General features: G+C 37.8%; 20 protein-coding genes, 1 riboswitch and 1 other annotated feature. Of the genes, 2 read left to right on the forward strand and 18 right to left on the reverse strand.

Features of this window, described 5'->3' with window-relative positions; translation table 11 throughout:
• Positions 1 to 438: 438 nt before the first annotated feature.
• From BALCAV_RS13065 to BALCAV_RS13125, 13 genes are all read right to left on the reverse strand, one after another.
• On the reverse strand, positions 439 to 3795 hold the full coding sequence (locus tag BALCAV_RS13065; protein ID WP_003322367.1) for a UvrD-helicase domain-containing protein: 3357 nt from the start codon (positions 3793 to 3795) through the stop codon (positions 439 to 441).
• Entirely contained in the window at positions 3785 to 6679 is a 2895-nt protein-coding gene (locus BALCAV_RS13070; RefSeq protein WP_003322366.1) for a PD-(D/E)XK nuclease family protein, read from the reverse strand. The genes BALCAV_RS13065 and BALCAV_RS13070 overlap by 11 nt, the downstream gene beginning before the upstream one ends.
• Entirely contained in the window at positions 6676 to 7146 is a 471-nt protein-coding gene (locus tag BALCAV_RS13075) for a GNAT family N-acetyltransferase (RefSeq protein ID WP_003322365.1), read from the reverse strand. The genes BALCAV_RS13070 and BALCAV_RS13075 overlap by 4 nt, the downstream gene beginning before the upstream one ends.
• A 150-nt stretch (positions 7147 to 7296) precedes the next feature.
• Entirely contained in the window at positions 7297 to 7659 is a 363-nt protein-coding gene (locus BALCAV_RS13080; protein ID WP_003322364.1) for a DUF1516 family protein, read from the reverse strand.
• Positions 7660 to 7799: 140 nt separating this feature from the next.
• On the reverse strand, positions 7800 to 8624 hold the full coding sequence (gene rocF / locus BALCAV_RS13085) for an arginase (protein WP_235213116.1): 825 nt from the start codon (positions 8622 to 8624) through the stop codon (positions 7800 to 7802).
• Positions 8625 to 8737: 113 nt separating this feature from the next.
• Positions 8738 to 9643: a proline dehydrogenase family protein gene (locus tag BALCAV_RS13090; protein ID WP_003322361.1), complete on the reverse strand. Its 906-nt coding sequence runs from the start codon at positions 9641 to 9643 to the stop codon at positions 8738 to 8740.
• A gap of 188 nt (positions 9644 to 9831) precedes the next feature.
• Positions 9832 to 10485 carry a phosphate signaling complex protein PhoU gene (gene phoU, locus BALCAV_RS13095; protein WP_003322360.1) on the reverse strand — a complete coding sequence of 218 codons (654 nt, stop codon included), beginning with the start codon at positions 10483 to 10485 and terminating at the stop codon, positions 9832 to 9834.
• Positions 10486 to 10498: 13 nt separating this feature from the next.
• Complete coding sequence (gene pstB, locus BALCAV_RS13100) at positions 10499 to 11332, reverse strand: phosphate ABC transporter ATP-binding protein PstB (RefSeq protein WP_003322359.1); 834 nt, start codon at positions 11330 to 11332, stop codon at positions 10499 to 10501.
• 18 nt (positions 11333 to 11350) lie between these two features.
• A complete protein-coding gene (gene pstA / locus BALCAV_RS13105; protein ID WP_003322358.1) occupies positions 11351 to 12235 on the reverse strand; it encodes a phosphate ABC transporter permease PstA in 885 nt (294 codons plus the stop codon).
• Between the two features lies 1 nt (position 12236).
• The gene (pstC, locus tag BALCAV_RS13110; protein ID WP_003322357.1) at positions 12237 to 13181 is read right to left on the reverse strand and encodes a phosphate ABC transporter permease subunit PstC; all 945 of its coding nucleotides are present in this window, start codon (positions 13179 to 13181) and stop codon (positions 12237 to 12239) included.
• An 84-nt stretch (positions 13182 to 13265) separates the two neighbouring features.
• Entirely contained in the window at positions 13266 to 14279 is a 1014-nt protein-coding gene (locus tag BALCAV_RS13115) for a PstS family phosphate ABC transporter substrate-binding protein (RefSeq protein ID WP_003322356.1), read from the reverse strand.
• A gap of 383 nt (positions 14280 to 14662) precedes the next feature.
• A complete protein-coding gene (tnpB, locus tag BALCAV_RS13120) occupies positions 14663 to 15796 on the reverse strand; it encodes an IS200/IS605 family element RNA-guided endonuclease TnpB (protein WP_040323998.1) in 1134 nt (377 codons plus the stop codon).
• Between the two features lie 63 nt (positions 15797 to 15859).
• On the reverse strand, positions 15860 to 16141 hold the full coding sequence (locus tag BALCAV_RS13125; RefSeq protein ID WP_152563052.1) for a hypothetical protein: 282 nt from the start codon (positions 16139 to 16141) through the stop codon (positions 15860 to 15862).
• Between the two features lie 125 nt (positions 16142 to 16266).
• Between BALCAV_RS13125 and BALCAV_RS13130 the strand changes: the two genes are divergently transcribed.
• Positions 16267 to 16764, forward strand: a complete 498-nt coding sequence (locus tag BALCAV_RS13130; protein ID WP_003321807.1) for a GNAT family N-acetyltransferase — start codon at positions 16267 to 16269, stop codon at positions 16762 to 16764.
• 176 nt (positions 16765 to 16940) lie between these two features.
• Here BALCAV_RS13130 and BALCAV_RS13135 read toward each other — a convergent pair whose 3' ends face one another.
• Positions 16941 to 17324, reverse strand: coding sequence for a YusW family protein (locus BALCAV_RS13135; protein ID WP_003321806.1), 384 nt, complete (start codon positions 17322 to 17324; stop codon positions 16941 to 16943).
• Between the two features lie 130 nt (positions 17325 to 17454).
• Positions 17455 to 17650, forward strand: a riboswitch (cobalamin riboswitch).
• Positions 17651 to 17771: 121 nt separating this feature from the next.
• Between BALCAV_RS13135 and metE the strand changes: the two genes are divergently transcribed.
• Positions 17772 to 20057, forward strand: a complete 2286-nt coding sequence (gene metE / locus BALCAV_RS13140) for a 5-methyltetrahydropteroyltriglutamate--homocysteine S-methyltransferase (protein WP_003321805.1) — start codon at positions 17772 to 17774, stop codon at positions 20055 to 20057.
• A 125-nt stretch (positions 20058 to 20182) separates the two neighbouring features.
• Here metE and rpmA read toward each other — a convergent pair whose 3' ends face one another.
• From rpmA to BALCAV_RS13160, 4 genes are all read right to left on the reverse strand, one after another.
• Positions 20183 to 20461 carry a 50S ribosomal protein L27 gene (gene rpmA, locus BALCAV_RS13145; protein WP_003321804.1) on the reverse strand — a complete coding sequence of 93 codons (279 nt, stop codon included), beginning with the start codon at positions 20459 to 20461 and terminating at the stop codon, positions 20183 to 20185.
• Between the two features lie 16 nt (positions 20462 to 20477).
• The gene (locus BALCAV_RS13150) at positions 20478 to 20813 is read right to left on the reverse strand and encodes a ribosomal-processing cysteine protease Prp (protein ID WP_040323999.1); all 336 of its coding nucleotides are present in this window, start codon (positions 20811 to 20813) and stop codon (positions 20478 to 20480) included.
• 5 nt (positions 20814 to 20818) lie between these two features.
• On the reverse strand, positions 20819 to 21127 hold the full coding sequence (gene rplU, locus BALCAV_RS13155) for a 50S ribosomal protein L21 (RefSeq protein WP_003321802.1): 309 nt from the start codon (positions 21125 to 21127) through the stop codon (positions 20819 to 20821).
• A 12-nt stretch (positions 21128 to 21139) separates the two neighbouring features.
• Positions 21140 to 21220 (reverse strand) — a sequence feature (ribosomal protein L21 leader region).
• Positions 21221 to 21517: 297 nt separating this feature from the next.
• Entirely contained in the window at positions 21518 to 21955 is a 438-nt protein-coding gene (locus BALCAV_RS13160; protein WP_003321801.1) for a Dps family protein, read from the reverse strand.
• Positions 21956 to 21980 lie beyond the last annotated feature (25 nt).

Here is a 21980-nt window from a genome sequence, read left to right on the forward strand (position 1 = left end):
TTTCGAACCCTAATCCCTGCAAAACTTCATTTTCATTACCTATCCCAGGTTTTTCGAACCCTAATCCCTGCAAAACTTCATTTTCATTACCTATCCCGAGTGATTCGCACTGTAATCATTGCAAAATCTAATTTTCATTACCTATCCCAGTTTTTTCGAACCCTAATCCCTGCAAAACTTCATTTTCATTACCTATCCCAAGTTTTTCGAACCCTAATCCCTGCAAAACTTCATTTTCATTACTAATCCCCAGTTATTCGAACCCTAATCCTGACAAAAGGCGAGTTTCATTACTTCTCCGCAGCTTTTCGTACCCTAACCACCACCTAACCCATCTTTCATTACCTTCCCCTAGCTTGACTAGTAACACAAAAAAGCCGACAAGCGGTTGCATTGCTCCTTGTCGACTCTTCTTTTCTTTTCTTTTCCCGCATAATCTTACTGACTACTTGCTAGCCATTCAGATTTTGCTGTTGCTGTTTTTTTTCGTCTTACTAGTTCTTGTATTTCTGTCATTAACTTTTTTTCGTTCGCTTCTGAAAAAACTAATGAATGAATTGGCTTATGTTGATCTCTAAAGACAAATAATGAAGTGGATTCGACCGCCTTTTGGACTTGATACTCATAAGCCATTTTGTATAAGTACAATTGCGGCTCATAGATTGATAAGAGCTCACCACCTGTTTGTTCGATTTTATTCGTCTTAAAATCAATTAGATGAATCATGCCCTCTCGCTCGACTATTTTATCAATCTCTCCGATTATTTCCGCTCCTGCTTGGGCTAATGGAAATGAAAAGCTCCATTCATTTGCTACTGGACGTCCTAATTGAGCTCGAATCTTTTGGTTATATGTTTTTAGTAACTCCTGCAACTCTAGACGAACCTTCTCTTTCACATCAGCTTCACTTATTTTATTTAAAGACTGATCAATCGCCTGCTCTTCGTCGATTCCGTTATCTAAAAGCTCACAGGCCTTATGAACAATCGTTCCAAATTCATTTGCTTTAATTGGCAAAGCTTCTTCCTGAGTAGGTGAGTGTTCATTTGAGCTCCTTTCTTCTTCTAACCCAAGAACATATCGTTCAAAATAAGTCCCTTTATCATGAATAAAGGTCATGACTTCTGAAACCGATAATGGCGTTAACACTTCCCTGCTTTTTAATAATTTCGGTACTTCGTAATTTTGCCCTACCGGTAACCAAACTTGTTCACTTAAGGTGCCGATTTCTTCCTCAATCAATTGTGATAACCCAGTTGCACTTTGAGCATACTCAACCATCTCTAACCAAGAATGCTTACTCCCTTTTTCACATCCGACCATAAGCAAATGATCTCTTGCCCTTGTTGCCGCTACATAAAATAACCGCTTCTCTTCTTCTCGAGCTTCTAAATTCCCTAATTCTTTTGCGATCGGGTAACCCGGTGTTTCAACTACAGCCGTTATTTGTTCCTCTTCTTCGTCTGATTCTAATCTAAAAACAATCCCAAGCTCTGGGTGAAAACGAATAAGGCCTGCATCCGGGCGTGGACGTCGATCCATTTGTGGCAAACAAACAATTGGAAATTCCAAGCCTTTAGACGCATGAACAGTCATAATGTGAAGGGCATCTCCATCAAGCCTTTCTATTTCTGCCTCGCCCTCTTTTTCACTCAATTGCATCCGTTCATCAATAACCTCAACCATTTCTTCATAAAGACGGCATTGATTTTGTTCTAATAAGCCAATTAACTTCTCAACGTTTTTCACCTTTTGTAAGCCATTCTCTTGCAACAATAAGCTATTTTTCAAACCAATGTCTTCAAACATTCGCTGTAAGTAGCTTGAGATAGATTGTGTAGGTTTACTTGAAATATACGCTTCTAACCAACCTTGAAGTTTTAAGGCGGCTTCAAAAATGACAGGTCCAGCAATTAATTCATTTTTTAACGTATAAAGGAACTCATAAAGAGACTGCCCTTCCTCTAATTGTTCTTGAATATCCAATAGCTCATTTAATGTTAATCCAATTAAAGGACTCCTTAGCAAAGCCGTTAGATAAAGTTCCTCAAATGGGCGGTTCAACCAACGGATAAAATGAATAAAATCAATCACTTCTTGCCTTTGAAAAAAGGCGATCCCTCCATACACGGTATAAGGAATTTGGTAAGCTGTCAAAGCACGCTCTAGTTGAAGTAATTGTGTTCTTGTTGGTATTAAAATCGCAATATCTTTCCAACTTGGTCGTTGCCACTCTCCATTAGAATTTACTAATGGTTTTCCTTCTTCCATCATCGTCACGAGCCTTCTAGCAAGTTGGATATATTGATCCTCATCTTCATCAGTTTTAAAAAGTTCGATACTTTTCTTTTCGATTGATTCTGGTTCCCTAGCTGCCTCAAGGGCCGTATACTTTGTTTCAAAGGCAAAGTCAGGTTCAGGTTTCATGATACTTGAGAATATATGATTCACCGTTTGAATGACAGGATCAGTCGTTCGATAATTCGTATTCATTAAAATTGTTTCAGCGTCTTGGTCTGTTTCGGCGTCTTCCTCCAGTTGGTTCATTAAAGAAACATTAGCCCCTCTAAACCGATAGATTGATTGCTTCGTATCGCCCACAATAAATTGATAATCGGGGTCTATTCGCTTTAACATTTCGAGTTGTAGTTGGTTTGTATCTTGAAATTCATCTATCATAAAATGGCGGTATTGCTTCCGACAGGCTGCTTGAATACTTGGATTATTTAAAAGTGAAACGGCTTTTTGCTGTAAATCAGAAAAATCAACGAACCCTAAATAATCTTTTCGGCTTTGATAGGCATAATCAAATTGTTTAATAAGTTCCACCAATCGTTTCAAAAGATCGACCGATTGCTCACTAAACCCTATGCTTCCTGACATATCCTTCCACCATTTTTTTAATGGCTTCCACTCCAATTCAAATAAATCATATAGTGGCGGAATTTGCTCTTGCCATTTTTTATCGGTACGATTTGGCATACACTCCTCACATATCTCTAGGTATTCTCGGACAGGCAAACGTTCATGCAAGTTAGCAAAACCAGTCTCTATCTTTTGAACATGTTTTTTTTGAGCCGCCGTTAACTCACCATATGCTGAAAATTGGCGAATATAATCATTCGCTTTTGTATGAAAGGATTGAATCTTTTCAAGCAATTGTTGCCGAACAGCCGCTTTTTGAATCTCGACCATCTCCTCAACTCGCAGCTCCTGAACCTTTGATGGTCCGACAAACCACTCACGCATTTGATTTAATATGGAAAAAAGATAGTCTGTCAAACTGTCTTTTGTCAGATAATCAAAAAAGGGCTCCGCTCGTTCTACAAAAGCGGCTTGCTGAAACAGCTTTTGAATAAGTTCCTTTTTTAACTGATTCGCTTCAAGCTCATCGATCACTTTAATCCGTGGTGGGAGTTTTGCATAAATTGCATATTGACTAAGGATTTGCTGACAAAAGCTATGAAAGGTCGAAATGATCGTCCTCTCAAGCGCATCCTTTTGTTCCAACCAAAATCGTTGCTCCTCATCCTCTACGGAGTCAGCGATTTTTTCATTAATACGGCTCCGAATTCGGTCTTTCATTTCACGGGCGGCCTTTTCCGTAAAAGTGATGGCAACAATTTCATCGATTGTCACACCCATACGGTGCTCAGGATTCGTTCGCTTTAAATCACATAAATATACGATTCTCTCTGTCAAAACACGTGTTTTCCCAGAACCAGCTCCAGCTGAAATGACGACTAAAGAATGTTCATTAAAAATCGCCTGTTCTTGGGCTTGATTAAATTTCATCGCTGATCCCCCTTTCTTTCTGCTCCTCTGTCACACGACAAACCGGTTTATATGGGCAAAAGTCCGAACAATCCAACGGTTTTACTGGATATTCTGTAAATGTCCCTTTCCATAATTGCTCGATTTTTTCTGGGAGTTCATTTTCATTCATATAATCGTCCGTAGCCCACATAGATTCCTGATTTCTCGTTCTTGAACTTACTAAAAAGGGTGAATCTTTACCAATAAAATCAGGTCGCCATACGCCATTACCTGCTCGTTTTTTTGGGTCGCGTAAACTAATATAACTCGCTCCATACCCTGTCATCTCTTGGTTCAATTGCTCACTTAACTGCTTTTGCATCACATACGCATAAAGCGGCAGTTGGAGCTTTAATCCGGCTTGAATTTCTTCCCTTTTGATCGATGCTTGTCCCGTTTTATAATCGTAAATTGTAAACCCTTTTTGATCCGTATCAACTCGGTCAATTTTCCCTCTTAGATGCAGGTTCTCACCGGTGGATAAAGTAAAGTCAAAATGAATCGGAGCTTCTAATGCTTCGATCTTCATTGATGGAATTCTGTCATTGTCCCAGAAATGTTTTCTTTCCGCTAACCACCATTTCTTCAACCTTCTTTTCCATAATTTCTTTAAAAGCTTTAAATCTAACGCACTAATCTCAGCATTCCGTTCCACTATCTCTTCCCAACCGTCTTCAAATTTCTGTTCAAGTAAGCTCGGTACTTTCATTTTGACATCATCGGTTATCGAAGAGAAAGGAACTCCAATTAATTGTAATTCCTTATAAATCGATTCAATCACGTCATGAACGAAGTCACCAATATCTAAAGGAGAAACTTGCTCTGAACGCAGAACAGGTTCCTGAATCTGTAGCTCTCGTTCCATTGCATATTTAAAAGGACATCTTGCATATGCCTCAAGAGCTGTAACTGTTGTTTCCCCTTTTTTTCTTTTCTGCTGGTGTTTTTTTTCAATGCTTTCCTCAAACAACTCCAAACGTTGGAATCGTTTTTGATACGCCTTCAAATGAGCTGGTAAAACGTTCTTTTGGAGTTCATAACCTTTCCCCACAAAATAAGATAAAAATTCTTCTTGTTCTGCTTCGCCTAAAACATTTTTTAGCTGACTTCTTTTTGCGAACGTCCAATCTTTCTTTTCCATTTCAAGCCCCTCTAAAATAGGCGATGGTAAATGTGGGTGGGCGGCATCAAGTCCACGGACATACGAAAAGACAATCTCCTTTGCCACATAAAATAGTTGTTGAAAAAAAGCTTCCTGGCTTTTACGAGACAGCAGCTGACTAGGAGCTCCATTAACAATAGGAAGGGTTGATAGATCACGTTCGTTTAAATAACCTGACAACGTATGAGAACGAGGAAAAATCCCTTCATTCATCCCGACCACAAATAATTTCTTTCCTTTAAATAAGCCAATATCGCGCCAAGTATGCAGTGCCACACCGTCCTTATGTCCTCTCTCAATAAAAAGTTCGATCGCCTCACTCGATTCTTTTAACCACTCATAAAATAACTCCTGATTCATAAAGAGAGAACCTAACCCACGATCAGTCAGTGTGACAAGTTGCTCGTTGATCTTTTCTTCCAATTTTTCTAAAGCACGTTTTTCAGTTGAAATATTTTTTAAAAGAACAAGATCTTCTTCTTCCCTTAATTTTAACGCCCAAATGTCTTGCCAATTTAATTCCTCTAAAAACTGCTTAAGGATATTTAAATAATCCATAAAAGAAGCCTTTTTCGGCCAGGTCCAGTTCCTAGTCGTTTGAAAAATAGCTTGTACTTGCTCATTTATGGCCTGTCCTTCTGATAAGAACGTTTTTTTCTCCTTAATATATTTATTCGCCTCTAAAAAAGAAAGTGAAAGAACTTGTTCAAATAAAGCAAGAGAATCCCATTTAGATAATGGTCCACCTTGTTTTTCAAAACTTAATTGAAGCAGATGATATATCCCTGTCTCTGATAACTTTTTTTGTTTAGCTGTTTGAAAAGGAATTTGATATCGTTGCGCCTGATTTAAAAGGGGGGTTATTTCTTCTCGCTCATTTGCAAATAAAATCGCCTGTTCCGAAAAGGGCAAATTCGATTCTGCGATTTCATATAAGATTGCTTTTAATTCCTCTTCCTTCGTAGAAGCGGCGGCTAAGCTCTTTTTTTGGGTTACCTCATTCGCTTCAGCTAGATGATAGTGATCGGCAAAACCGATTTGCCCGAGTTCTATCCTCGTTTGTTCAACGATCGAAAAGTTGCGATCATTCGGTAAATTAACCTCAATCGACATGCCTATTTCTTTAAAGGTTTTAATTAATAAATATTGCAAAGGATTAAAGCTATAAAATCCATCAACGACGATTTTAACTGGATCGATTGGATATTTTTTTAACAATTCAATCGCAAAGAGAATATGATTTTCTGGATCGTACATTTTGTTATCTTTTAAAATTTGCTTTTCATATTCTTCAAATAAGCTCGTTAACTGGATCAAGGACTCTGGAATATCATCGAGCGTTAAACCCAACCTTTTTAACTGTCCATAAGTATCAGCAAATCCCTTTGATTGACCGAGCGTTTCAACTATTTCAAATTCATATTGGTTCCGCTCTACAAATTGTTGGAAAAACAAAGTCCGCTCGTGCTCTGTAATGGAAATGATATTTGGTTCAATCTTTTGAATAAAAAGTTGAGCTAATTCATCGAAGTTTAAATAATGAAGATTTTTTTGACGCTCTGCTCCTTTACTTAACCAGATCCGCGAAGGCAACACATAATAAACCTTCGTCTCTTCTTTTTCCTGGAAGGCAACAAGCTCATCTAGTCGCTCTTGTTTGGCTACTTCTCTAAACGAAGTTCCATAAACAATATATGTCATATACTCCCTCCAATTGGTTTATTCCTTTCTTTCCTCATGTCCGTATGTAGGAGGCCATCATGCATATAAGACTCTGAAACCGAATAAAAACCAAATGATTGATAAAATTTCTCTAAATAAGATTGAGCTTGAATAAAAATCGACTTCTGCTCTTTTTCTTCTTCTAAAATGGAAATCGCTTTGTTTAATAACTGAACACCATAACCGAGGGATCGTTGCTTTTGTGCGACAATCACTCGCCCAATCGAAGCTTCTTCAAAATAGTCACCCTTAAGAAAAAGCCGACTGTAAGCTAACATAGCTCCCTTCTCATCTTTTAAAAATAAATGTAACGCTTTTTTATCTGCTCCATCTAATTCTTCATATGGACAATTTTGTTCAACAATGAAGACATTTACACGTAAACGAATGATTTCATATAGTTCTTCATTCGTTAGCTGATTAAATTCTTTCACAACCCAATTCATCATCATTTCCCCTTACTATCCCGATTTTCAAAAGATTTATTTCTTCTATTTTAGCATAAAGAAAACTCACCGCCCGCTTCCCAACCTCTCATTTTTTTCTAAAAATAAAAAAGTACAGCTTCGATATCTCAAAGCTGCACCATCTTTTAATTAAAAGGAAATTACTCTAAAGCCCATTAATGGTACAATTATTAGGATAATAATAAAAGCTCCCCATAATACACCGGCATTGTTTAACGTCCCTTTTTTTGTTCTCGTTAAAATGACTTCCATTAAACCGATTAAGGCAATCGCTAACAAGCCCTTTACCGCGTACATTGCTGCGAATCCCCAAAGAGCAAATAGTAGATAAATACCTGAAACGAGCATGATTACAAAGAACAATCGTAAAATCATATGTAGAATTTTTCCTGCTTTTGCTTTTCCACCTTTTATTAAGAAAAAAGCAATAATAAAGAGCAAAACTGTAATCGCCCATGCACTTGAATGCAAATGGCTAAACATTGTTTCCATTTTAATCCTCCTAAAATAATTAAAGTTAATACTTGTCCTCATTAGTATTATAAGCGAAAGATGAATGAGAAGAAACTTTTAGCCCTATATTGCCATAGAACCCTCATAATTCAAAAGGATTTTTGGCTTCCTTCCCTCCATTAAAGAAGCTTTTGACCAAACAATGAACCTATTAAAGCAACCGCCGCTTCAGCCGTAATGTTTTTTTCATCTAAAATCGGGTTCACTTCCACAAACTCTGCTGACGTAATGATTTTTGCTTCTGCTAACATTTCCATCGCTAAATGACTTTCACGATACGTGACACCACCAACTACAGGCGTCCCAACTCCAGGAGCCTCAAGTGGATCTAAGGCATCCAAATCAAAGCTTAAATGAACACCATCTGTCCCTTTTGTCACATGAGCAATCGCCTCCTCCATCACATGAGCCATACCAAGCCGGTCAATTTCGTGCATCGTAAACACTTTAATTCCAAGTTGTTTAATTAGTGCTTTTTCTCCTTCATCTAAAGATCGAGCCCCAATGATGACAACGCTTTCAGGTTTTACTTTAATTTTAGCCTTTCCTATTTCGATTAGCTCGTCTTCCCCTAAACCAAGGCTAACCGCTAGCGGCATACCATGTATATTTCCAGACGGAGATGTCTCAAGTGTATTTAAATCCCCATGGGCATCATACCAAATTAACCCTAAATTTTTTTTCATTTTGGCAACACCAGCAAGCGTCCCAATCGCTGTACTATGATCGCCCCCTAAAACCAACGGAAAATAACCGGCTGTTTCCACTTCCTCAATCTGATTCGCTAACGCTGTACAAGCTTCGACAATTTCGTTTAAATGCCTTAGCTTTTGCACCTTTTCCCTTTCCCTAGAAACAGGAATATCTCCAAAATCAAACACTTCATCGCTCAGCCTTTTTAAAGTCGCTTCAAGTCCTGCATACCGAATCGCACTTGGACCCATGTCGACCCCTCTTCGGCTCTGTCCTAAGTCTAATGGTACACCAATGATGCCTATCTTTTTTTTGTCATAAAGCTACCTCCATTGTGATATTTTCTCACAATATATATTTCGAGCTATTTCCCCAAAAATCCTTTTAAAGCGAACGAAACATTTTGCGGACGTTCGGCTAATCTTCTCATAAAATAAGCAAACCAGTCATTTCCATAAGGTACATAAATCCGGACATGATAGCCTTGTTTCACTAACTCCCTTTGTAAAGATTCCCTAAATCCATATAAAAGTTGAAACTCAAATTTATGTCGAGGAATTCTTTCTTTAAAACAAAAAATTTTCACCTTTTCGATGATTCGATGATCATGGGTAGCAATCGCTGTAAATTCTCCCTCTCGTAAATGCTCTTTAATTCTCTCAAAATACTGAACATCAATTTCTTCTTTTGTTTGAAAAGCAATCGTTTTCGCTTCTTTATAGGCACCCTTAACAAGCCGTAAGCGAGCCCCTTTTAAATGTTGAATATCACTTTTAGCTCGGAACAAATAAGCTTGTATCACAGTCCCAACTGCATTAGGGAATTCATTTCGTAAACTTTCCAACAACGTTATCGTATTTTGACAATAATCAGAGCTCTCCATATCAATACAAACAAAGTTACTTGACCGCTGGGCCGCCATTACAATTTTTCTAACATTTTCGTAACAAAACTGCGGACTAATACTTAATCCTAGTTGAGTCAACTTAATCGACAACTGACTTTTCAGATGATATTTATTAATCTTATCTAATATATCTAAACAAGTAACTGTGGCTTGAAGAGCCTCTTCCCTAGTTGTAACAAATTCTCCTAAATGGTCAATTGTTACTAAAAAACCTTGTTCATTCAAACTTTCGATAATTTTTCGTGCTTCTTCAAATGTTGTCCCGGCAATGACTTGTTTTGCTCCAAATTGTAAACCAAACTTTTTCGCCAAATGATTTAAGAGCTTATTTTTTGATAACATTAAAAAAAAGAGCCTTGTCATTTTATTAAACCACTCCTCATCTCACATAATGAGAGTTGAAATCACTTATTCTCCTTACTCATTTATATGCGATGGGATTGAGGCTATTCATTACGGTTCATTAGGTTTTAATGAAATGATAAAAAAGAAGCTACCCCATCAGCGTCATGTTTATGACCTTTTAGGGATAGCTCTGTTGTCGTATGGCATTAATTTAAGTCAAAATGTTTACCGTTAAGCTCGTAAATCACCCATTCAGTAATGTTTGTAGCATAGTCGGCAATTCGTTCAATGTATCGTCCGATAAAGGCGAGTTGGGTTATTTGATTCACTCCAACCTCACCTGAATTCATTTCAAATAGCTCCTTAATGATTTCACCGTACATCCGATCAACATGATCATCAAGGGAAGCAATTCGTTGAGCGAGCATGGCATCCGAGTCGTCATACGCTTTTAATGATTCCTCAATCATTTGCTCGGCAAGATGAAACATTTTAAGCATTTTGTCTTTGATTTCAGTTAACGTTGAATCGTCTAAGCGACGGGCTGCTTTTGCCATATCGACAGCTAAATCGCCAACCCTCTCTAAATCACTCGAAATTTTTAATGTTACAATCAATTTTCGTAAATCGGTAGCGACTGGTTGTTGTTTTGTTATTAAAAGCGTAACGGAATCATTCAGTTGATGTTCAAGCTCATTGATAAAATGGTCGTCTTGAATAATCGATTCCATCTTAATCAAATCAGCTTCACGGAAGGCTACATGTGTTTCATTCAAAACTTCTGAAACCCTTGTTCCCATCCCTAACAATTGATCTTTAATTGCTTGTAGCTGTTGTTGAAAATTTTCTCTGCCTGCCATGGATTGCTCCCCCTTAACCGAATCGACCAGAAATATAATCTTCAGTACGACGGTCGGTTGGATTCGAGAAAATTTTGTCCGTTTCGTCATACTCAACGACTTCACCATTTAAGAAAAACGCAGTCCGATCAGAAATACGTGCTGCTTGTTGCATGTTGTGTGTAACGATAACGATACTATAGTCTTGTTTTAATTGTTGAACAAGCTCTTCTACTTTTAACGTTGAAATCGGGTCAAGAGCTGAAGTCGGTTCATCCATCAAAATAACATCAGGCTCAATCGCTAAACAACGTGCGATACAAAGACGTTGCTGCTGCCCTCCAGATAATCCATATGCATTTTCATTTAATCGGTCTTTTACTTCATCCCAAATATAGGCCCCTTTTAAACTTTGCTCCACGATTTCATCTAATATTTTTTTATTACGGATTCCATGAATTCTTGGTCCATAAGCGATATTATCATAAATCGACTTCGGAAATGGATTAGGCTTTTGAAAAACCATTCCGACTCTCGTTCTTAATTCTTCTACTTTAAAAGACTTCTTAAAAATACTTTGCTCTCTTAGTTGAATATCTCCTGATACCCGAACGATAGGGACAAGCTCAACCATCCGATTTAACGTTTTTAAATAAGTAGATTTCCCACATCCAGACGGCCCAATAATGGCAGTTACTTCTTTTTCATAGATTGAAAGGTTAATATCTTTCAGGGCATGATCTTGACCATACCATAAATTTAAGCCTTTTGTATCGTAAACGACCTTTTTATCTAGTGCTTGGTATCTCGGTTTTTCATTCACTGAAATGGAAATTTCTTTCTTTTTCGGTTCCGTCAACATCGTCATCGTTTCTCCTCCTAAAGACTAATATCTCTTTTGAAATTTATTTCGAATGATAATCGCGATAGAATTCATTAAGAATAAAACAACTAATAAAACCACTATCGTTGCCGCTGCTAAATTAGCGTATTCTGCTACTAAGGCTGAATCCAATGTCCAATAATAGATTTGCATCGGCATCACGGTAAAGCGGTCAAAAATGCTTTCTGGGAACGGAATTAATAAAGCTGGAATTCCAATTACGACTAGTGGAGCCGTTTCACCAATCGCTCGTGATAATGATAAAATCGCTCCCGTTAAAATACCAGGTAAGGCAGATGGTAAGATAATATTTTTTATCGTTTGCCATTTAGTGGCTCCCATCCCATAAGACGCTTCACTCAAGTGGTTTGGTACCGCACGTATAGCTTCTTGAGAGGCGACAACGACAATCGGTAAAACGAGTAATGACATCGTTAAACCACCCGCTAAGACCACATTCCCTAAATCAAACCCACGAACAAAAACCGTTAAACCTAAAATTCCAAAAACAATCGAAGGAACCCCTGCTAAGTTCGAAATATTCGTTTGAATAAACGATTGTAGTTTCCCTTTTTTGGCATAACATTCTAAATAAATCGCTGTCCCAACACCAAGTAGCATCGTAACTGGTGCAACAATAAGCATCAACCAAAGCGTTCCTAAAATCGCTCCCATAATCCCTGCATTTTCCGCTCGAGTTGATAATTTATTTGTTAGGAAATCGAAGTCAATCCAACCTATACTTTGAGAAAAAACTCGATAAATTAGTATCGCTAGCACGAGTAATCCAAATGTTGAGGCAAGAAAAAAGAGTGACTTTGCGATCGAATTTTTCACTAATCGTTTATCGATTCTATTTTGAACTTTTTCCATATCCATATATCGCATATTAGTATTCCTCCCTATACTTACGGGAAATATATTGGGCTAAAACATTCATTAATAACGTAAAAACAAATAATGTCATCGCAACAGCATATAAGCTGTAATAAATAGTAGTGCCTGCAGCAGCTTCACCGCTTGTGATTTCAACAATATAGGCGGTCATGGTTTGCATCGATTGAGTAATATCGAATGTAAAGTTTTTTGAACTACCGCTAGCAATTGTCACGATCATTGTTTCACCAATCGCCCGCGATATCCCTAATACAAACGAAGCAATAATTCCTGAGATCGCGGCTGGAATGACAACCTTCCCTGTCACTTCAAGCTTAGTAGCACCTAAAGCCAAAGCTCCTTCTCGCATCGAGTTCGGAACTGAGCTCATCGCATCCTCTGATAAAGAAGCGACCATTGGGATAATCATAATTCCCATCACAATTCCTGGACTTAATATATTCGTAGCTTCGAGTCCTGGAATAATCGCTCTTAAAATAGGTGTCACAAAGGTAAAGGCAAAGAATCCGTACACAATCGTTGGAATACCCGCTAGTAACTCTAAAATCGGTTTTAACACTTTTCTTACTTTTGCTGAGGCGTATTCACTTAAATAAACGGCCGTCATCAACCCAATTGGAATCGCAACGAGCATCGCTATTAGTGAGGACAATATCGTTCCCGTAATTAAAGGAAGAACACCAAATTCAGGATTTTGACTCAATGGTTTTAAGACAGTACCCGTAAAGAAATCCAAGAAAGGCACACGTCTAAAAAACTCAAGTGTTTCCGTTAATAAGGTAAAAATGATCCCTACTGTTGTTAACACAGAAATTGTTGCAATGGTAAATAAAAGCTTCGGCATTAACTTTTCCATAATCGTTGTAAAGTTCTTTTTATGTTTATTTTGCTCTATCATTTCTTGAACGGTTTTTTTATTCGTTACTGTCTTGCTCATTTGTTCGGCTCCCTTCTCGCCATTTGTTCCCTTTTGAAAAGAGGGGAAAGAAACTCATTTCCCCTCCTCTATTTCTTTTTTATTTTATAAGCCTTCTAAATAATCGATAAACCCTTGAACTTCCTCATCTGGAATCGGAGCAAAGCCAGTTTCTCCAGCGAAGTCATTAATATGATTCATAACATATTTGGCAAAATCTAATACTTCTGGTTTGCTTTTCGCATTATCAACATTTAAATATGTGAATACTGGGCGCGTAAATGGTGCATAATCTGCCTCTTCGCCGATTGTATCAAGTGATGGAGCAACCGCACCTTCACCAAAATCAATACTTACAGCTTGTAACTTATCTTGGTTGTTCACATAATATCCGAATCCGAAAAAGGCAATTCCGTTCGGGTCTTCAGCAATCAAGTTCACAAGAGTTGAATAATCTTGTTGCAAGTTAACACTATCAACTAAATCTTGTTTTTCCAGTACTTCATCAAAGAAAAACTCATAAGTACCATGATTTTCGTTCGGACCATAACGATTTACTTCTGTATCTGGGAAATCTGGATTAATATCAGACCATTTTTCAATTCCGCCATCTGCTAAGAACATTTGGACAACGTCCTCTTGCGTAAGCTCTGTTGCCCAATCATTTTCAGGGTTAATAACAAATGTTAAACCATCTAATGCTACCTTTAGTTCTTTTACTTCCATTCCTAACTCATCAGCAAGTTGTTGTTCTTCTTCTTTTATTTCACGTGAAGCATTATTAAAGTCTGTTCCGTTTTCTGCTAAGAACCTTTGAAACCCTGCACCTGTTCCAGCACGGCTAACTTCAACCGATACTCCCTCTTGTTCATTAATCATATATTCTTCCGCTAAAATCGCCATTAAGGGATAAACAGTACCAGAACCATCAATGACAACACTACCTTCAAGTTCAGCATTTTCATTTCCTTCTACTTCTGCACTTTCATTTTGATTCTCTGAATCTGTGTCGTTCGCATCTGCATTTGCTCCAGAGTCATCATTCCCGCCACCACAAGCTACTAAAATAGCGGACATTAAAGCGACTACTAGTAAGACAAAATACTTTTTTGATTTCACGAATTGTTCTCCCCTTTTCTGTATCAATCAGTTTGTTTTGGAGACTAGCTCCTCTTTACAACTTCAGTATAAGGGCACTTTATTAAGACAGTTCGCATCATTTGTAAAGCTTTCATAAATCGATGTAAACATTCTGTAGAGATTGTAAATTTAATATTAAGGACGAAAAGGATATTTTTTTAAAACAAAAAAGAGCCAGAACGAACCCTGCCCCTTGCCTTCTTACTATTTAATTGAACTACTCCCACTTATCGACCTTGCGGTCTGATTGAAGTGGGAGATTCTTGGGAACAGAGCGTACTTGCCAGCGTATTTCTTTGCTAACAGAGGTTTCTCTTATGGACCAAGCTATCCCCATCGATTCCTACGGTTCTGTATGTTGTTTAAGCCAAGTGGAAAGTTCTTAACCCTTCGGCTAGAATATTTTGGCTGGCATTTATATCTCGATCGTGATGTTTATGGCAAATAGGACAAGTCCAATCTCTTATTTCAAGAGATTTCTTGCCATCTTGATGTCCACAATGGGAACATATTTGACTAGAGGGAAACCACCTGCTTATTTTCAAGATGGTTTTCCCGTACCATTTCGCTTTGTATTCTAATTTTGATACAAAAGCAGACCATGATACATCCGAGATGGATTTGGCTAACTTATGATTGCGTAACATTCCTTTGGTGTTCAAGTCCTCTATACAGATCATATCGTGGTTTTTGATAATGTCTGTACTTAATTTGTGAAGAAAATCGTCTCGTTGGTTCCTGACTCTTTCGTGCAATCTAGCCACTTTGCGTTTTTGCTTCTGATAGTTTTTGGCATCAAGTAGATTGATGTCATTGTTTTTAGCATTTAATGCACGTCTGGAAAGTTTTCGCTGTTCACGTTTTAGCCTCTTTTCCATTTTGGCTGTGAATGTATGATTATCCATCTTACGACCATCCGAAAGAACCGCAAAGTCCGCAATGCCTAAATCTATACCGATAGATGAATCTGCTTTCTTCAAGGGCTGTACGTCTGTTTCGGTAAGAATGGATACAAAATACTTTCCACTAGGATTTCGTCTAACCGTAGCATTAAGGATACGACCATGTACGTCACGACTTTTGGCCAAGCGAACAAGACCCAGTTTCGGCAATTTGATTTTGTTGTCTACCATGGCAATGTTATGGTTTGTTTCTTTCGTCGTATAGGATTGTACCTGATTCTTTTTAGACTTGAAGCGCGGAGCTTTCGTTTGTTTCTTAAAGAATCGAGTATAGGAATCAGCGAGGTTTTTCAGAGAAGATTGAAGGGCAGTGCTGTCCACTTCTTTTAGCCATACGAATTCCTTTTTTAGTTGTGTTAATTGGGCCGAACAAGAAGGGTACGTTAATCCTTTGCCTGTTTCTTTGTATGTATCGTTCCATTGCCCTAAAAAGCGATTAAATACAAAACGAGAACAGCCGATGGTTTTGGCAATCAGGGTTTCTTGTTCTTTGCTTGGATAGATACGGAACTTATAGGCTTTCTTGACTAGCACGGCTCTCCCTCCTCCACAAAACGAACTTTTGTTCTTATCGTATCATGAAAAGGAGCGTTTTGGCTACCACCAACCGACATTCATCTCCCACCTTTCGTTGGGCTTTGCCCTTCTCACGATGGAGGAAGGAGTCTTCTGTCGGAAAACGATAAAATAAAAAGAACCACTCTTTTCCTCATTTGAAAAGTGGTTCTTATGTTTTCTTTGATAAAGTTTATCTTTTTTTGTTTTTGTTTTTCTTGTAAATAAGGATAATTCTACATAAGGACTTCTCCCATTTTCAGGGTTGCGACGGCCTTCCCTCATTAACTTTTCTCTTTGTTTTTTCGCTTTTGATTTTGCCACTTTTTTCACCTCATCATTAAAGATTTGAACACTATTATCTATGATTTTATATTTAAATTCAAGTCTAATATTTGGATCATCTATTCACTATAATAAACCTAATACATATTTGAGGAGTGACGAGATTGATTCGAAAAGCGATTATAACCGATATCCCCCACATTCAAAAATGGATTTATGAGCGTGCAAAAGATATCCAGAAGAAAGAACTTTCCCAATGGGAGTTTTATTTAACACAAGAAAACACGCAAATTGTACAAGATGACTTTGAACAGAACACTTTATATGTATTAGTAGACAAGAGCGAGACACCAATCGGTTCATTTACGTTAACACTAGGAGACGATTGGGATTTTAACCTTTGGCCAGACCATAAAGAAAAACCCTCCTTTTATTTACATCGCGTAGTCGTTCCACTCAAGTTAAAAGGAGAAAACATTGGCACAAAGCTCATTGCATCTGCTCAAAAAATAGCATCTAACGCTGGGTACTCACTCCGACTAGACTGTGCCCGATTTAACCCATTTTTAAAACCTTTCTATTTACAACACGGCTTTTTATTAAAATCAACTTTAGAGGAATTTTTGTTATTTGAATGGAAAGAGGGAGCCGAAATTAAATGAATAGGACCATGAGCGATTCACACCAATCCACGTGGGCTGTGAATTGTTTTTTATTGAGGCGAGTTTTTCGGATTTGGCGGGCCTCCTCCTCCTTTTTCTCACACCATCCACGGCCAAAAAAGGCTATAAATCCACTTTAAAGTTAAATTTATAGCCTTTTTAAGATTTAAGCACTTTTATCTTTCAAATTCTAATTTTGTTCCATCGGAAAATTTGATCTCTATTTCAAAATCCTCCACATCACGATTATTTATATTAAAATAATTTAAAATCGAATTTTTTAAATCTCTTTTACTTGTGCCTGCACTCATCGGTACTTCTTGGAACATCGCTTCAATCGAGGCTTGAGCCTGAGCTCCATAAGTTGTTTCGACGTTAGGGACACGATATTTAGCGACGACATATTGAGGTTTCACTTCGTACTCTAGGTCATACTTTTGACCGTCTTTCAGTTCAATCTCTAATTCAAAATCAACGATCGTTACATTTGCAAGCACTGGCAAACTAAACAGCACTAAAAAAGATAAAACAGCCAAACCTATAACGAACTGTTTTTTCAATTAAGTTCCCTCCTTTTTGTTTTCTAGAATAATATTTCCATTGAATCAATTTTTATTCTATCCACCTTATTTGCCCTAAAAGAAAACTGCTTATTGACAATTTTCAATTACTTCGATAAAGTGAATACAAATTTGAAATGTGGGGATTAGGTACGTTAAATGAAATTTCTTTAACGTTTAAAAGGGAATCCGGTGAAAACCCGGAGCGGTCCCGCCACTGTATTAGAAGAGCTATAACCTTTGATCACTGATTCTATCTGGAATTGGGAAGATCGTTATAGCGATGACACTAAAGCCAGGAGACCTGCCTATTCTAACAGCACTGACTAACCCACGGGAGATGGGGAGGTGTTAAAAATATCATTGGTATAACAGGATATTTTTACCCACTCATAACGGTAAAAATATCCTTTTTTATATTTATAAATAAATTGGAGGTATTTTTTGATGGGAGAGATTAGAACAAGCAATCTTGGTTATCCAAGAATCGGAGAAAAACGCGAGTGGAAAAAATTATTAGAAGCTTATTGGGCAGGGAATGTTACAGAAGATGACTTTTTCAAAACAATGAAAGAGTATCGCCTTCTTGGATTAAAAAAACAAAAGGAAGCCGGCATTGATCTTATTCCTGTAGGAGATTTTAGTTTTTATGATCATGTGCTAGATCATTCGACCATGTTCGGTTTAGTCCCTAACCGTTTCGATCAAGTTGGTGAAGCCAATCGTTTAGAAACCTATTTTGCAATAGCACGCGGAACGAAGGAAGCTCCTGCGAGTGAAATGACAAAGTGGTTTAATACGAACTATCACTACATCGTACCCGAATTAGAAGATAAAAAACCTAAGCTGGTACATAATAAGCCACTCGAAGCATATCTAGAAGCAAAAGAAGAACTCGGAATTGAAGGGAAGCCCGTCCTACTTGGACCTTTTACATTCCTTAAATTATCAAAAGGTTATCAAAGCAACGATTTCGAACAACATCTGAACGATTTTATTCCTATTTATATCGAAATTTTGCAGCAATTAGAACAAGCTGGTGTCAAGTGGGTACAAATCGATGAGCCTAGCCTTGTCAAGACTTTAACTAACGAAGAAATCCGTCTATTCACATCTACTTACCATAAATTAAAAGAGGCTGTTCCTCAGTTACAAGTCATTTTACAAACTTATTTTGATGCAGTCAGCTTTTATGAAGAGATTATTTCATTACCAGTTGAAGCAATCGGTCTTGATTTTGTCCATGGTTATGATGAAAACATCGCTTCATTAAAAGAATTCGGCTTTCCAGCAGACAAATATTTAGCTCTTGGTATCATTGATGGGCGAAATATTTGGAAAGAAAACTTACAGAATATTGATAAAAAACTTACAGAAGTAACAACAGTCGTCCCACTTGAGCAACTAATTTTACAGCCATCTTCAAGTTTGTTACATGTCCCTGTTACATTAAAACATGAAACAAAATTGGACTCACTCGTCTTAAGTGCTCTTGCCTTTAGTGATGAAAAGTTAGTCGAGTTATCAACCGTCAAACATTTTGCTACAGCTAATGCAGAAGAAAAAGCAGTTGTACTTGAAAAAAACAATCAATTATTTAAACAAATTAGCTCATCTGACTGGCGCCGAAACGGTGTTAGTGAAAGCTCTGAACGTAAAACAAAAAGAGCAACATCTGTTAAAGAACGTCAAAAAGTCCAAAACGAAAAATTCCAGTTACCACTTTTACCGACAACAACGATTGGTAGTTTCCCACAAACGAAAGAAGTACGAAAATCTCGGAACTTGTGGAGAAAAGGTGAGTTAACAAATGAAGCCTACACCACTTTTGTACAGGAACAGATTAAAAAGTGGATTAAGATTCAAGAAGATCTTGAATTAGATGTCTTCGTTCACGGTGAATTTGAACGAAATGATATGGTTGAATTTTTTGGTGAAAAACTAGGTGGCTTTGTCTTCACACAAAATGGATGGGTGCAATCATACGGCTCTAGATGTGTTAAACCTCCAGTTATTTTTGGAGATGTTCAATTCCTTGAAGAAATGACAGTCGCTGAAACCGTTTATGCCCAATCACTAACAGAAAAACGAGTAAAAGGGATGTTAACTGGTCCTGTCACGATTCTGAATTGGTCATTTGTCCGTAACGATTTAACTCGACAAGAAGTTGCTTATCAAATTGCTGAAGCTTTAATTGAAGAGGTAGAAGCACTAGAAGCAGCTGGAATTGAAATGATTCAAGTTGATGAGCCAGCCATTCGTGAAGGTCTTCCACTTAAAGAAAAAGATTGGGCGACTTATTTAAATTGGGCTGTTGAAGCATTCCGAATTAGCACAGCAACTGTAAAAGATTCGACCCAAATTCATACGCATATGTGCTATAGTGATTTCCGCACGATCATTCATTCAATTTCAGACTTAGATGCTGATGTTATTTCGATTGAAACATCTAGAAGTGCTGGAGAAATTATTTCGACTTTTGAAACAAATGTGTATGATAAAGGCATCGGACTTGGTGTCTATGACATTCATAGCCCACGAGTACCGAGCGTTAACGAAATGACAAAAGTCATCGAACGTGCCCTTGAAGTTTTACCACAGGAGCTTTTCTGGGTCAATCCTGATTGCGGATTGAAAACACGTGGAGAAGAAGAAACAGTAGCTGCGCTAAAGAATATGGTTGAAGCAGCAAAGGAAATTCGAGTGAAATCGGAGGCTACACAATTAAGTTAATTCGATAATGTTTTAAAAGGACTCTAGCCATACTCAATGGTTTAGAGTTCTTTTCCTTTAGCACCATCGACTATTTAAACCAAAAAAACCTTGAATGGGCTAAAGGCTCATTCAAGGTTTTTTCATTATGCTGGATATACGCTTACTTGTTTGCGGTCACGACCAACACGCTCATATTTCACAACGCCGTCGATTTTTGCAAATAATGTATCGTCTCCACCTTTACCTACGTTCGTTCCAGGATAAACGCGAGTACCACGTTGACGAACTAAAATTGATCCACCTGTTACAGTTTGACCATCTGCACGTTTAGCACCTAGGCGCTTAGAGCGTGAGTCACGTCCGTTTTTAGTACTACCTACTCCCTTTTTCGAAGCGAAAAACTGAAGGTCCATTCTTAACATAGTATCCACCTCCTCATTATTTACTGGCTATAATGGTCATATGTTCATGATACTCTTGTGCAATCGATTGAAGTGATGCCACCATTCCTTCAAGAAGAAGCTGAACTTTCTCAAGCGTGTCCGCATCCAGACCAGCTGGTACAGAACAAAAAAGATAGCCACCATCTTCTTTCATCTCAACATCTAATTCGACATTCAGAAGCGAATAAATCGCATTCACTGCACCTAATGACACAGCGGAGGCCCCCGCACAGACGAGGTCATATCCATATGGACCGGATTCAGCATGACCACTCATTAAAAATGAGTCGATCTTCTGGTTATCGTTGCGTTTTACTTTTACCGTAATCATGTCAATTATGCGTTAATTTTTTCAATAACGACTTTCGTGTAAGGTTGACGATGACCTTGCTTACGACGGTAGTTTTTCTTAGCTTTCATTTTGTAAACGATGATTTTCTTTTGACGACCGTGTTTTTCAACTTTAGCCGTTACAGTAGCACCTTCTACTAAAGGAGCTCCTACTTTTACATCATCGCCACCGACCATTAGGACCTTGTCAAAGCTAACTGTTTCACCAGCTTCAGCCTCTAATTTCTCGATATAGATCTCTTGACCTTCAACTACTTTAAGTTGTTTACCACCAGTTTCAATAATTGCGTACATTTCTGCACCTCCTCATATACTCAGACTCGCCATCATTAGGTAGAAATTGTAAAATTCCGTTTGAAAACCTAGTCCGTGCGGTTGTAGTCGTTTGGGTGCGACCAAATAACTAACATTTGCAATCATACCACATGAGCAAATCCACTGTCAATCCTTACACGATGCGTTTTTTATGTCTTTTTCTAATCAATCTTCCGAAAAGAATTACATCTCGAACTTAGCCTTTTTGAAGAGCTTTGACGTTATTTGTCTTAATGTTAGGCAAACGAGTTTTGGCGGCGTTTCTCTGTCTTTTTTTCACATCAACACCGCCCAAATCCTCACACTACACAGAAAAAAGGCATAAGAACTAGACCATTCTTATACCTTCTCCTCTATATTGCCTTCACCTTAACGATTAAACGCTCTTAACATCCAGGCGTGTTTCTCTAAGTTAGCTTTTAATGCGATAAACATGTCGGCTGTTGGCTCATCGTTTCCACCTTCTGCTAACTCGATAATTTCATTCATTTCTAAGACCATACGTTCAAAGTCATCTGCAACAGATGCTACCATTTCTTCGGCTGTTTCAGTTCTAGTTGCTTCTTTGACAGTTGCCAGCTGTAAATACTCAGTCATAGTCGCAACGGGTGTTCCTTTAATCGCTAAAATACGTTCTGCTATCTCATCAATTTGTACCGCTGCTTCTCCGTATAATTCCTCAAACTTTGCATGTAAAGTAAAAAACTGTTCACCTTTAACATACCAGTGGTAATTGTGTAATTTTGTAAATAATACAGACCAGTTCGCTAATTGCTCATTTACTTTTGTAATTAATTGTTGATTCATTCTCATCCATCTCCTTGTTTGTTTT

The sequence above is a fragment of the Alkalihalobacillus alcalophilus ATCC 27647 = CGMCC 1.3604 genome (assembly GCF_000292245.2).
Lineage (GTDB): Bacteria > Bacillota > Bacilli > Bacillales > Bacillaceae_D > Alkalihalobacillus > Alkalihalobacillus alcalophilus.